This is a genomic window from Brachyspira pilosicoli, assembly GCF_008016535.1.
GTDB lineage: Bacteria > Spirochaetota > Brachyspiria > Brachyspirales > Brachyspiraceae > Brachyspira > Brachyspira pilosicoli_A.
Genome location: NZ_SAXY01000002.1, coordinates 1 through 12,376, shown reverse-complemented (window position 1 = coordinate 12,376; position 12,376 = coordinate 1). Strand labels below are relative to the sequence as shown.

The following is a 12,376-nucleotide window of genomic DNA, read 5'->3' as shown; positions in this document are numbered from 1 at the left end:
TTATTTTTTATTTACTTTCTTTTTTCTCTTCTTTAGAAAGCATAGTTCTTACCGCTTTAGCAACCTTTTCGGGGTCCTCCTTTACTTCTCTCTCTAAACTAGCCGCATCAGCAGTTTCTTTTTTGAGAGGAAAATAATCATTAACATCTTCTGTATTAGAATTATCTGTAACGGAAGATATTATGTCCCCTATATCGCCCATATTATGATAATCTACTTTTTTATTTTTATCAACATTTATATTATCAATACTAGGCATTATATCATTGTCTGCAACATTATTATCAGTTTTATTAATATCTAAAGGATCAGCAATAGAAGGCTCAGAATTATTATTTCCTATAATATTATCTATACTATTAACATCTATATTTTCTTTAGCTTCTTCATTATTATTAAATATTTCATCATTAGTATTATTAGAAACATTGGAAGAATCGGAAACATTATTATCAAAAACCCCAGAAGATTCTATAACATCAGATAAGAATTTTTTTAGAACTATAGCTAAAGTATACAATATAATACCGGTAATTACTGTAGATATAAAAGCTCTTATAATAGATACATCTATTCTATTTCTAAACAATGTAGAAAATATAAAAGTAAATATAAATGATATACCCATTATAATAAGCGACAGTTTTCCAAAATTGCTGGAAAAATATTTTTTTACCTTAGCTATTAAATCATTCATAAATAAACCTCTATAACTTCAATTTTTAATAAGTTCTAGTCTCTTTTTTGCTGACAAAAGCAAATAATGACTCCATAAAACCAGATAATCCTTTACTATCTTTCTCTTCCTCATATTCCATATCAACAATTTTTTTAGCTATATTGTATATGGAAATAGAAGCATGACATTTATTATCATATTGATAAAAAGGAAGCTGCTGCGATACAGAATATGCTATAGTCTTATCTTCAAGAACATATCCCAAATATTTAATATCCATATCCAAATATCTTTTACTAACTTCTATAATTTTATCTCCAACATCCTTACCTTCAGATGCCTTAGTTACCCTATTAACTAAAATTTTTATATCTGCCTTAGGATTTTCTGGAGCTATAGATTTTATCACCCCATAAGCATCAAGTATAGCTGTAGGCTCTGGTATAGTAACAACAATATTCTCATCTGAAGAAAGTAAAAAATATAAAACATTATCAGATATTCCAGCCCCAGTATCAATTATAATTATATCAGCATCATTTAAAGAATCCATGCTATTTATTAATTTAGTCAAACCTCTGCTGGATAGATTCGCCAAAGAAGAAAAACCAGAAGCCCCCGCAATATATCTGATTCCATAATCAGTTTCTAGTACAACCTCATGTATCTTCTTATTACCCTTTATAACATGATATAAATTATATTCAGGTATAGTACCTAATATAACATTAACATTGCCAAGTCCAAGATCTGCATCTATTAGAAGTACATTTTTCCCTAACTGCTGCAATGCTATAGCCAAATTAATAGCAATATTAGTTTTTCCTACACCGCCCTTACCGCTAGTGATACTAATTATGCGTTGAGGTCGCTTATCTTTTACTTCCATCATTTTTCTTAATTCATCTGCTTGATCTTTCATAATATTTTACAATTCCTAATAATTATTTTTTATCTATCGTTTCCAAATAAACCTTCTATCATTTTATGAGCATATCTTTTAGCAGGAGCAATATCTTTAGGAACCCCCTGACCATAAGTTACATAGGTAATAGGTATCTTACTTTTGGATATAGCACATAAAGACGAAGCCAAATAATCAGTCTCATCTACTTTAGTTAAAATAATGCCTTTATAATTTGCAGGTTTAAATGCATTCATAATCTTTAGAGCATCTTTATATTTAGCAGTAGAGCTCATTACAAGCTGAACGTCCATATCAAATCTTCCAACAGTGTTAAAATATTTTGACATAGCTACTATCTCTTCAACACTCTTAGGAGAACGTCCCATAGTATCTATAAAAAGTAAAGATGAACTATCTAATTTTCTTATCTCTGCTCTCAAAGCTTCAGGAGTGCTAGCACTAGTAAAAGGAACTTTCATTATACTAGCGTATCTTTGAAGCTGGTCAACAGCTGCTATTCTATAATTATCTATTGTTACAAATGATACCCTCTTACCGGATCTCATATACTGTGCTGCTATTTTAGGTATTGTAGTAGTTTTACCAACTCCAGTAGGACCAACAAATACTACTATCTTCTTTTTAGCACCTATATCTATTCCATTAGCAAGAAGTAATTTACTTGAAAAATATCTCTCTATCTCTTCTTTTATAACATCTTTAGATTGAAAAAATCTTGCATTGCTTGAAGTAAGTAAATATTCTCTTAACTCAAGTAAAACCTCTTCTGGAAACTCTCTATGTCTTAAGAAATTAAAACTCTCTTCCATACTATCTGAAGCAGAAGAATCTTTATTAACTATATTTTTATCAGAATATGAATCATCATCTTCTTCATAATTATAATAATTATCATCTTGATAAAAATTATTATTATTATCACTAATAGAAGAGTTTAAATGATTTTCCTCTCTATAATTTTTTATTTCTTCAATTTTATTTTTGAAACTTCTCTCTTCATTTTGAAATATACTATCATAATTATTATAAAAATTATTTTTTTCTCTTCTATCATTAGAATAATTTTTGGAGTTAAAATTATTTCTATCTATATTTGGAATATTATTATCAAGATACTCTTTAACTATATCTTTTAACTGATCTTGAACAATTCTTTTTACATTTTCTTCTATGTTATCAACATTATTTTTTTTGTTGTACTGATGAGAATTATACGATAAATAATCATTATAAGTATTTTTAGCATAAGAAGTGTCAGAATCACTTAATAAGGCACTGCCCATCATACCAAAATTATTATTAAAATCATTTAAACTATTATTTACTTTTCTTTCTTCGAATCTTTCTTCAAATTGTATAGGCTTAAAAGGTTTATTATTATTATTAAGTTCAGCATTTTCAACTTCAGTAATATTTACAGCATTCTTTTTAGCGATTAAATTTTCGTTTCTCTCACGTGCTGATTTTTTTAAAGCATTATTAAGATTAATTAATCTCTCAGCCATTTCACTAGCATCCAACACTTCTGTTTTATGCTTGTTCATTTCTATTCTATCACTATTTAATTTATTATTATAACTCTCTTCTTCTACATTTACTTCTTTATCAGCATTCTTTTTATCATATATAGAGTTATTTAGCATTATTCTAATTTCATGTTCAGTCTTTTTTCCAAGTCCCAAAAAACCGCCCACTTGAATATCTTTACTAGATAATATATAAAAATTGCTCCCATACTCAACTCTAGCCTTAGCGAAAGCATCTGTCTTATCTTTTCCTCTGATTGTTCTTATATCGACCATCTTAATAACTCCCTAAAATTAATACTGCTCTAAAACGCCGATAGATACTTCAAATTCTTTTTTTATAATGCCAAATATATTTTTTCTGCTTAATTCTCTTATACTAATAATAAAATAATTTTCACCATATTTGTCCCTAGCCTGTTTTTCAATTTCTTCTCTGTTTTTTCCAAAAATTTTAATAGTTTTCATAATCATTACTCCAATAATATTTTATTAAAAACTTATTTATTTTATGCTAGCAACACCCATCACATTGTAACCCTGTGCTATTTCGGTTGTTGCAACTACTTTATACTTACCAACATTCTTAGCAATAAACTGATACAAAGGTCTTCTTATAAGTGGTGAAACTAAGAACACTATCTCATCAACTCCAGACTCTTGAACTAATTTTACAGCATCTTTTATATTTCTTATAAGAGCCTGCATGCTCTCAAAACTCATCGCTATCATTTGAGAGCCTTGTATATTTCCGCTGTCAGCTAAATTTTGAGCTATATTATTTTGCAACTGCTGACTTAATGTGATAACTCTTATATTTCTCTGGTCATCAGCTATAAGCTGTGATATTTGAGGAGCTAATCTGCTTCTTACCAATTCAGTAGCCTGTTCACTTCCCATAATGGTTATAGCATCAGCAATACCTTCTAATATAGCAACACTGTTTCTGATAGGTATTTCCTCTTGAAGCAAATTCTGCAATACTTTTTGTATATATCCAAGAGGACTCTCATTATGAGGTTTAGCGGCGAGAACTTCTGATACAAGAGCCTTATTGTCATCTTTAATAAGGTCAAGCATATTCTGTACTTCTTCTCGTCCGATAAGAAGATTAGCATTTCTTTTAATTATTTCGCTGAAATGTGTAGCAATAACTGCAGTAGGCTCAAACAACATAAAGTTCTTTCTTTCTGCAGTGTCTTTTTCAGCAACCCTAATCCAATAAGCAGGAAGTCCAAAAGCAGGGTCTTTAACGCTTTCACAATCAGGAGTAGGACCTTCTTTAGAATTAGCATTCAAAGCAAGAAGCATATTAGGACGAACGAAACCTCTAGCCATTTCTGTATTATTAATGCTAATAGTATATTCATCTGGTTCTATAGCCTGATTATCTACTATACGAACAGGTGGAACTACAAGTCCAACTTCCAAAGCAAGTTCTCTACGAATCTGTGTTATTCTATGTATTAAATCTCCCCCTTCAGATTCTAATGCCAAAGGTACTAATGATGTAGCAATGGATAATTCTATCTTTTCTACTTTTAAGAAAGGTGTAACATCCAAAGGACCATTTTGAGGCTGTTCTTGAGCTTCTGCTTTTGTACCATCTTCATTAAGACCAAGCTCTTGCTGTTCTTTTCTTATAGCATAACCTGCTAAAAATAATGCTAATGCTATAACAAATAATGCTATCTTTGGAAAGCCAGGTAAGAACATTAAAAAGAATGCAAAACCTGCACCAATGAACAAATTCTTTGGTTTAGCAAAAACTTGTACAGCAATTTGAGTAGACAAATTATCTTCACTGCTGCTTCTAGTAACAAGCAAACCTGTAGCGAAACTCATAAAGAAAGAAGGTATCTGACTTACCAATCCATCCCCCACAGTAAAACGAGTATAAGCATCAGCAGCCTGAGCAAAAGGCTCTCCTCTCATTGTCATACCAATTATGAGCCCGCCTACTATGTTTATGATAGTGATTATAATTCCCGCTATAACATCACCCTGAACAAACTTTGAAGCACCGTCCATAGTACCATAAAAATCACTCTCGCTTCTTATCTTTTTTCTTTTATCTTCTGCTTCTTTGTCTGTAATAGCACCAGCCTGAAGTTCGCTTTCAACTGCCATCATCTTTGAAGGCATACTGTCTAATGCAAATCTTGCTGCTACTTCTGATACCCTCGTAGCACCCTTAGTAATTACTACAAACTGAACTATTATAAGTATGATAAATATTACAACACCAACAACTATATTATTACCAACTACAAACTCAGCAAATGAAGTGATAACCTTACCATTAAAATTAGCACCCTGTGTAAGTATTGCTCTTGTAGTAGAAACATTTAATGCAAGTCTAAATGCAGTCATAACCAAAAGCACAGAAGGAAATACACTAAACTCACTGGCACTCTTTATGCTTAAAACCATAAGAAGTATTAGCAAAGATATAACTATATTTATGATAAGGAGAAAATCCAAAACCATAGAAGGAAGCGGTATAATAAGCATCATTATTACCATAACCGCACCTATAGCAAACATTATGTCGCTATGCCTACTAAGATTTGTAGGTAATTTTATCGAATCTAAAAGTGATTTAGCATTATTAATAGTTGCCACTTTTCATTTCCTCCTATATAGCCCTTGCCATTTTTTCATTACGTATTCTATATACCTCGCCAAGTATTCTTGACACAACATGAAACAGCTTCTCTGGTATATATTGCCCTATATCCACATTATAATAAAGCTCGCGGGCTAAAGGTTTATTTTCTACTATTTCTACATCATGTTCTTTTGCTATCTCTTTTATTTTTAAAGCAATATTATCAACGCCTTTTGCAGTTACTATAGGAGCATAATCTCCGCTTTGATATTTTAAAGCAACGGCAAAGTGTGTTGGGTTTGTGATTATTACATCTGCCTCCGGTACTGATTTAAGCATTGTTCTGCTTACTATCTTTCTAGCCATCTCCTGTAACTGATTCTTTACTAAAGGGTCTCCTTCCATCTCTTTAAACTCTTCTTTCATTTCATGCTTTGTCATCTTTAAGCTGTTAATATATTGTCTTCTTTGAAAATAATAGTCCACTACAGCAACTATTATCATAAATATCATTACCTTTCCTATCATATCTAAAACTATAAAGAAAAATACATTCATAGCCTGAGATAATTCCATATGAACCATATTAAATAAATCATTGCGTCTGCCGTTTATTGTTGTAAATGTTAATACTGCTATTACAAGCATTTTAAAAAGTATTTTAGCTAAGTTCATTAAGTTTTGAGAAGATATAAAAACTCTCTCTTTAAAATTTGACCAAGTAGGTGCTATTCTTTTGAAATTTGGTTTTAATTTTTTTGTAGTAAATAAGAATTGTGTTTGTGCTAAATTTACTCCAACTCCAATAATTAATGCTGCAAGTAAAATTATGCCAGCTGTTTTTGCTATCAATAAAACTATTTCTATAAATATATCAGGAAGTCCATCCATAGTCATTGCCGCATCAGCATTTGCAATTCTATTTATAATATCAATAAAAAATTGTGATAATGTGTGAGTAAGATAGCCTATAAGCAAAGCTATTAAAACAGTGGTAACAGCCAACACTAAAGTTTGATTAATTTCTACAGAGTTTACAACACGTCCCTCTTCTTCTCTTGCTCTTCTCTTTTTTCTCTCTGTAGGAAGTTCTGTTCTTCCTTCATCTTCAGCGGATGCAAATAAAGTTAGGGTGAAACCTCTGCCCGTTAAACGCAAATATTTTCTATAAAGTTTGGCTCTTATAGAAATAAACAAATCTTTTACTTGTAAATGTTTAATCAGAGAAACAAGCATTATCATACTGTGCCTCCTGACAAAAAAACAAATAAATTATTAATATCTGCAATTGTGTTTTGCATTATCTTCATAAAATTAGTAATGAGTACAGGAATAAGTATATAGTATACGACAATTCCAACTGCTATTTGCATAGGGAAACCAAGCATTAATACATTCATTTGAGGAGCAGCTTTTGCTAGTAACCCTAAACTTAATGAAAGTAAAAATAAAGTAAGCATTATAGGCAAAGCAAGTGATAATGCAATAGAAAACATAGAACTCATATAATAAATCATTCTATCTATTACACCTTGAAAAGAGCCTAAAAACACAGCCTTTGAAGCTTCACTCAACACTGGCATAGCTTTAAAACTATTATATAAAGTTCTTATTACCCAATTCTGACCATCTATAGCTATAAATATAAGTATTACAATCAAAGCCTGAAGCTGACCTAACACAGGAACTGTAATTTGGCTTATAGGGTCAACTGCCTCAGATATACCAAAACCCATTTGTATCTCAAAGAAGTTAGTTGTAACTTGAAAAGCTAAAAATATTATAGACATTAAAAAGCCGATTAATAATCCTATTAATGCTTCATTTAACAAACTTAAAAAATATTCTAAAAAAGTAGGAGCTGCTTGTACTGATGTATTTGCTACTAGCGGAAAAATTGCTGCTGTTGCTATAAACGCTAATCCTGCCTTTATAGTATTTGGAATAACATTAGAAGAAAACAAAGGAGCTACTATTAGTATAGCCAAAAATCTTACCATTATGAGAAGGTAAATCTGAAAGAAATTAACAAAATTATCCATCTTCTAATTATTCCGTTTTTTTTATTTATTATCTTGCTATAGTAGGCAATATATTAAAAAGTCTAACTGTAAAACCGCTTATATAATTTATCATCCAAGAGGCTAAAAAATATATAACTGCAAGCATAGCTATCATTTTTGGAACAAAAGTTAAAGTTTGCTCTTGAATACTTGTAGTGGCCTGTATTATAGAGATAATAAGACCAACTATTATAGAAACCCCCAAAACAGGAGCTGAAAGAAGCATAAAAGTCCATAAAGTTTCTTGAACTAAAACAATAATAGAAGTGTCATTCATAATTTACCCTCTTATTAATATTTCCTAATTAAAACTTTGTACAAGCTGTAATATTAATAGCTTCCAACCATCAACAGCTACAAACAATATTATTTTTAAAGGCAACGATATCATAATTGGAGGAAGCATTATCATACCCATAGCCATTAATATTGAAGCTACAACCAAGTCTATAACTATAAAAGGTACAAATAAATATATACCCATCTTGAATGCTATAGTAAGTTCATTGATAATAAATGCAGGCACAACAACTATAGTTGGAATCTTTGCTAAATCTTCTACAGACTGAATATCTCTTAATCTAACATTAGTGTCGCTAATACCTAAAAATAAGTCCAAACTCTTCATGCCGTTTTCGCCTCTTAAAGAGTTAAACATAAACATTCTTATAGGCTGTATTCCTCTGCTGTATAAATCATTAACACCTATAGTACCGTTTAAATAAGGCTGAAGTGCGTCATTATTTATTTGAGTTAATGTTGGCATCATTATAAAAAATGTTAAAAACAAAGAAAGCCCCATTATTAATGCTCTTGGAGGTGTTTCTTGTAATGACAATGCTCTTTGAACAAAACTTAAAACTATAGAAACTCTCACAAAACTTGTAGTCATTATTATTATAGACGGAGAAAGTGAAAGTATAGTAAGCAAAAATAATATTTGAAGACCTAAACTAACTTGCTGAGGTGTTTGAGCTTGTGTAACATTTAAATCTATTGTCGGTATAGGTATTTGTGTTTGAGCATAAACAGTAATCGGAGCAAATAAGCATAATACAACAATAACAGCGAGAAACTTTTTCATTTTTAATCATACTCCAATTTTTTTATTAAATATAATTAGAATTATACCGTTAATATATAAGGTAACATATTACAATAAAAAGTCAAGTATTATGTTAACTATTTTTAGACAAAACTATATAAAAATTATCATTTATAGTAAAAGACCAAACAAATAGCAGTTATAATAAACCCCATTCAAATAAAAAAAATTTCTTATCTCCCCTTCTATTTCAAAGCCAAATTTTTTATATAAACCTATAGCTCTATTATTATCAACTCTTGCGTTTAACTCTATCTTTTTTAAATTATTGTCCTTGCAATAATTTATTGTATGTTCAAGCAGCTTTGAAGCTATACCTCTGCCCCAATACTCTTTTAAAACACTTATACCTAAACTAACTCTATGCTTTACCCTCTTTTTATTAATTCCTCTAATACTGCATATGCCAACTATTTTTTCATCAATCTCGCACAAAAACATCTTCTCTAATACAGATTTTTCTATTGCCTGTATAAACTCACTCTCTTTTTCTGCACTAAGCTCCCTCTCATCAGATGCACATATTAAAAAATCACTCTCATCTGATACTTTTTTTATAAAATCAACAACATTTTCAGCATCTGTTATATGCACTTCTCTTATAATCATAGCAAATTTCAAATTTATTATGTAAACTGTAATATGATAACTCTTTTTTCATTTTTGTAAATACCATTAAATATTTTTTAAATAAAAAACAATAAAAAAAATAAATAAAACATAAAACAAATATAAAACATTTGACAAAAAAACATCATAGATATAATATCCTTTCTTAATAAAATTAAAAATCATCGGTACTATTATTATGCTAAGTATAGAAAATTTAATTATAGTAATCATAGGCTGTTCTATAGCCGGTTTTGTTGATGCTGCTGCAGGAGGAGGCGGACTTATAAGCTTGCCTGCATATTTAATCGCGGGTATTCCTCCCCACACTGCCCTCGCTACAAATAAACTCACTTCCACATCTGGTGCTATAGTTTCTGCTTTTACATTCTTCAAAAACGGAAAACTAACAACCAAACTAATAAAGTTTTTAATACCTATGACAATATTAGGCTCTATTGTAGGTGTTCGGATTATTGTGCTTATAGATGCAAAAGTATTACAGCCTTTAATAATGATACTTATTCTACTAGTAGGACTTTATACATTATTCTCAAAAACTTTTGGTACAGAAAACTTATTCGACGAAAACAATCTTAAAATAAAAAATTATATAACAGGAATGTTTTTCGCTTTTCTTTTGGGGTTTTATGATGCAGTATTTGGACCCGGTACAGGAAGTTTTTTAATAATGTTTTTTGTAGTTTATTATAAAATGGATTTTCTTCTTGCTTCTGGCAATGCTAAGGCTTTGAACCTTACAAGCAATTTATGTTCATTAATAATATTTGCAACAGAAGGAAAAGTTAATTATATGGCTGGGATATTTGTTATACCGTTTATAATGACATCAACATATTTTGGGGCTAAGTTTGCAATCAAAAAAGGAATAAAAGTTATAAAGCCAATATTTGTTACTATATCACTATTAACGACATTGAAAATATTAATAGATATAATTAAATAGAAATATAGTATAATAAAGTTTATAAAAAATTAATTTTTTATTTAATATTTGCAGGGCTTTGCCCCGCACCCCAGTTCTTTTGTCGTCACAAAGAACCAAAAAGACTGCATTTTTTATCCAAGATATATGCTTTATCTCAAATTTTAAATATGATTAGTATGATTTATATTATAACTCGTCTTCTGATATATTAGTTATTTTTAATAATTTCTTTAGCAAACCTATTTTTAAATCATCATTTTTATGAACAGGTATAGAAATTCTAAGTCCGCTATCAGATTTCACATATATATAATGACTTCCATTTATTCTAGCTAAAATCCAACCATGACTTTCTAATAATTTACAAAAATTCTTTCCGCTAATTGTCTTCATAAATTATAAAACAACTTCAATAGTTTTAACAATATTTTCTTTAGAATATTCTTCTACGTTTACAGAAAGACAACCTTCAATAGCCTCTTTTATATTGTATTCTAACTCTTCCATAGTATCCGCTTGAGTAAAACACCCCTTTATAGCAGGCACTTCAGCCCATAAACCATCTTCATCTTGATGAATTATAGCTTTAAAAACCATAAAAAATCCTTAATTAGCATTATTTTTTTATTATACAGTAAAATAAATTTTTTTAAATAATTTTTTTATTTAAGTAATAAAACTAATAAGTCAAAATTTACGAATTTTAATTTTTTTAGTATTTAATAATTATAAATTCTCTTTCAAAAGATTATAAAGCTTAATCATAGCCTCAGCAATTTCCTCTGGGCTGTCTTTTTCTGTATCTATATTATAACGATAAACATAATTTTTATCTTCATAAAACTTACAAAATATTTTATTTATTTCTAAATTTAATTTTTTTCTTAAAATATTATATTTCTTATTATCATTTAAATTATACAAGTAAATATGAAGAAAAAAATAATCTTTACTACTCTCCAATATCAACTCAACTTCTCCATTACAAAAACTATATTTTATATTATGAGAATATCCTTCTTGATATATATCATTAATAATTTTTCTTTCAGTCAAAAAAATATAATATTTTGATTTATCATTATTTTTTAAATAGTCTAATACTTTTTCTGTAAACTCAATATGTGGTTTAACTATTATGTGAATTTGTTTTTGGTTAATAATATCTATAACACTAGTAAATATTTTTCTATATTCTTCCGTGTCTTCTACTGTTTGTATATCTTTAAAAATATTTTCTTCCAATAATTTTTGTATTTTTGATTTTGTCATATCAAGCTCCTTTGTATTATTGCTTAGCATGTTGGCATTATGTATAGTCTGTATCATAGCAGACTTCAAAAGCCTATAATCTCTTATATATTTATTATCATTATCTTTAAATAAAATATTTGAATCATGAAGAAAAGAATATTTTTCATTTCCTAAAATATTCTCAAGCCATAAAGCTATATCGCTATGCTTTAATGTTTGAAAATTATTTCCAAGTTTTTTTTTTTGATTTTTCTGATAAAGTATAAGGCTCATTGTCATGGAGCCATAGATATTGTACTTTTACTTGCTATAATATTTTTGATTCTTTCTTTGATTGTAATATAACCTAACGAAGAAATCAATCTTTGATTGTTATAAAAATGTGTATATTCTTTTAATTTTTCTCTTAATAATTCTACTGTGATATTTTTATTTAATCGTGAATAAAATTCTCTTTCGTCTATGCCGTGTACTCTTTCTACTACGCCGTTATATCTTGGTGTTGCTACAGGAATATATCTTCGTTCTAATTTATTTTTAAGACAATATTCATCAAAAATATTTATTTTAGGAGTATTAATACAGCGATAAGTATATTCCATACCATTATCGGTCTGTATAGATTGTATCCTAAAAGGTGAAGTTTTCAATA

15 protein-coding genes are annotated in these 12,376 nt (G+C 29.1%); 1 reads left to right on the top strand and 14 read right to left on the bottom strand.

The window, feature by feature from the left end; translation table 11 throughout:
- Window positions 1-7 precede the first annotated feature (7 nt).
- From EPJ72_RS00135 to EPJ72_RS00095, 10 genes are all read right to left on the bottom strand, one after another.
- The gene (locus EPJ72_RS00135) at window positions 8-697 is read right to left on the bottom strand and encodes a hypothetical protein (protein ID WP_147730256.1); all 690 of its coding nucleotides are present in this window, start codon (window positions 695-697) and stop codon (window positions 8-10) included.
- A 25-nt stretch (window positions 698-722) separates the two neighbouring features.
- Window positions 723-1,601: a MinD/ParA family protein gene (locus EPJ72_RS00130; protein WP_147730255.1), complete on the bottom strand. Its 879-nt coding sequence runs from the start codon at window positions 1,599-1,601 to the stop codon at window positions 723-725.
- A 29-nt stretch (window positions 1,602-1,630) separates the two neighbouring features.
- Window positions 1,631-3,409: a flagellar biosynthesis regulator FlhF gene (locus tag EPJ72_RS00125; RefSeq protein WP_147730254.1), complete on the bottom strand. Its 1,779-nt coding sequence runs from the start codon at window positions 3,407-3,409 to the stop codon at window positions 1,631-1,633.
- 18 nt (window positions 3,410-3,427) lie between these two features.
- Window positions 3,428-3,601 carry a hypothetical protein gene (locus tag EPJ72_RS13160; RefSeq protein WP_013245119.1) on the bottom strand — a complete coding sequence of 58 codons (174 nt, stop codon included), beginning with the start codon at window positions 3,599-3,601 and terminating at the stop codon, window positions 3,428-3,430.
- A 36-nt stretch (window positions 3,602-3,637) separates the two neighbouring features.
- Window positions 3,638-5,758, bottom strand: coding sequence for a flagellar biosynthesis protein FlhA (locus EPJ72_RS00120; protein ID WP_147730253.1), 2,121 nt, complete (start codon window positions 5,756-5,758; stop codon window positions 3,638-3,640).
- Window positions 5,759-5,771: 13 nt separating this feature from the next.
- Complete coding sequence (flhB, locus tag EPJ72_RS00115; protein WP_147730252.1) at window positions 5,772-6,986, bottom strand: flagellar biosynthesis protein FlhB; 1,215 nt, start codon at window positions 6,984-6,986, stop codon at window positions 5,772-5,774.
- Entirely contained in the window at window positions 6,983-7,786 is an 804-nt protein-coding gene (gene fliR / locus EPJ72_RS00110; protein ID WP_147730251.1) for a flagellar biosynthetic protein FliR, read from the bottom strand. The genes flhB and fliR overlap by 4 nt, the downstream gene beginning before the upstream one ends.
- 28 nt (window positions 7,787-7,814) lie before the next feature.
- Window positions 7,815-8,084 (bottom strand): flagellar biosynthesis protein FliQ, encoded by a 270-nt coding sequence (gene fliQ, locus EPJ72_RS00105; RefSeq protein ID WP_147730250.1) that lies wholly within the window; start codon window positions 8,082-8,084, stop codon window positions 7,815-7,817.
- 24 nt (window positions 8,085-8,108) lie between these two features.
- Window positions 8,109-8,891, bottom strand: a complete 783-nt coding sequence (gene fliP / locus EPJ72_RS00100) for a flagellar type III secretion system pore protein FliP (RefSeq protein ID WP_147730249.1) — start codon at window positions 8,889-8,891, stop codon at window positions 8,109-8,111.
- Between the two features lie 132 nt (window positions 8,892-9,023).
- On the bottom strand, window positions 9,024-9,521 hold the full coding sequence (locus EPJ72_RS00095; protein WP_147730248.1) for a GNAT family N-acetyltransferase: 498 nt from the start codon (window positions 9,519-9,521) through the stop codon (window positions 9,024-9,026).
- 199 nt (window positions 9,522-9,720) lie between these two features.
- Here EPJ72_RS00095 and EPJ72_RS00090 point away from each other — a divergent pair, with 199 nt between their 5' ends.
- Window positions 9,721-10,488: a sulfite exporter TauE/SafE family protein gene (locus EPJ72_RS00090; protein WP_147730247.1), complete on the top strand. Its 768-nt coding sequence runs from the start codon at window positions 9,721-9,723 to the stop codon at window positions 10,486-10,488.
- A gap of 168 nt (window positions 10,489-10,656) precedes the next feature.
- On the opposite strand, the gene EPJ72_RS00085 is transcribed toward EPJ72_RS00090, so the two are convergent.
- The 4 genes from EPJ72_RS00085 to EPJ72_RS00070 all read right to left on the bottom strand — a co-directional run.
- Window positions 10,657-10,863, bottom strand: coding sequence for a type II toxin-antitoxin system HicA family toxin (locus EPJ72_RS00085; protein ID WP_147730246.1), 207 nt, complete (start codon window positions 10,861-10,863; stop codon window positions 10,657-10,659).
- A gap of 3 nt (window positions 10,864-10,866) precedes the next feature.
- A complete protein-coding gene (locus EPJ72_RS00080; protein WP_147730245.1) occupies window positions 10,867-11,067 on the bottom strand; it encodes a type II toxin-antitoxin system HicB family antitoxin in 201 nt (66 codons plus the stop codon).
- 129 nt (window positions 11,068-11,196) lie between these two features.
- Window positions 11,197-11,997: a hypothetical protein gene (locus tag EPJ72_RS00075; RefSeq protein ID WP_199749251.1), complete on the bottom strand. Its 801-nt coding sequence runs from the start codon at window positions 11,995-11,997 to the stop codon at window positions 11,197-11,199.
- 2 nt (window positions 11,998-11,999) lie between these two features.
- The coding region (locus EPJ72_RS00070; protein WP_147730244.1) for an integrase core domain-containing protein at window positions 12,000-12,376 on the bottom strand (377 nt) is incomplete at its 5' end.

Coding starts and splice junctions, on each gene's coding strand:
- fliQ (WP_147730250.1), bottom strand. CDS start 8,084: ATGAATGACACTTCTATTATTGTTTTAGTTCAAGAAACTTTATGGACT.
- EPJ72_RS00090 (WP_147730247.1), top strand. CDS start 9,721: ATGCTAAGTATAGAAAATTTAATTATAGTAATCATAGGCTGTTCTATA.
- fliR (WP_147730251.1), bottom strand. CDS start 7,786: ATGGATAATTTTGTTAATTTCTTTCAGATTTACCTTCTCATAATGGTA.
- fliP (WP_147730249.1), bottom strand. CDS start 8,891: ATGAAAAAGTTTCTCGCTGTTATTGTTGTATTATGCTTATTTGCTCCG.
- EPJ72_RS00135 (WP_147730256.1), bottom strand. CDS start 697: ATGAATGATTTAATAGCTAAGGTAAAAAAATATTTTTCCAGCAATTTT.
- EPJ72_RS00075 (WP_199749251.1), bottom strand. CDS start 11,997: ATGAGCCTTATACTTTATCAGAAAAATCAAAAAAAAAAACTTGGAAAT.
- EPJ72_RS13160 (WP_013245119.1), bottom strand. CDS start 3,601: ATGAAAACTATTAAAATTTTTGGAAAAAACAGAGAAGAAATTGAAAAA.
- EPJ72_RS00080 (WP_147730245.1), bottom strand. CDS start 11,067: ATGGTTTTTAAAGCTATAATTCATCAAGATGAAGATGGTTTATGGGCT.
- EPJ72_RS00085 (WP_147730246.1), bottom strand. CDS start 10,863: ATGAAGACAATTAGCGGAAAGAATTTTTGTAAATTATTAGAAAGTCAT.
- flhB (WP_147730252.1), bottom strand. CDS start 6,986: ATGATAATGCTTGTTTCTCTGATTAAACATTTACAAGTAAAAGATTTG.
- EPJ72_RS00125 (WP_147730254.1), bottom strand. CDS start 3,409: ATGGTCGATATAAGAACAATCAGAGGAAAAGATAAGACAGATGCTTTC.
- EPJ72_RS00130 (WP_147730255.1), bottom strand. CDS start 1,601: ATGAAAGATCAAGCAGATGAATTAAGAAAAATGATGGAAGTAAAAGAT.
- EPJ72_RS00095 (WP_147730248.1), bottom strand. CDS start 9,521: ATGATTATAAGAGAAGTGCATATAACAGATGCTGAAAATGTTGTTGAT.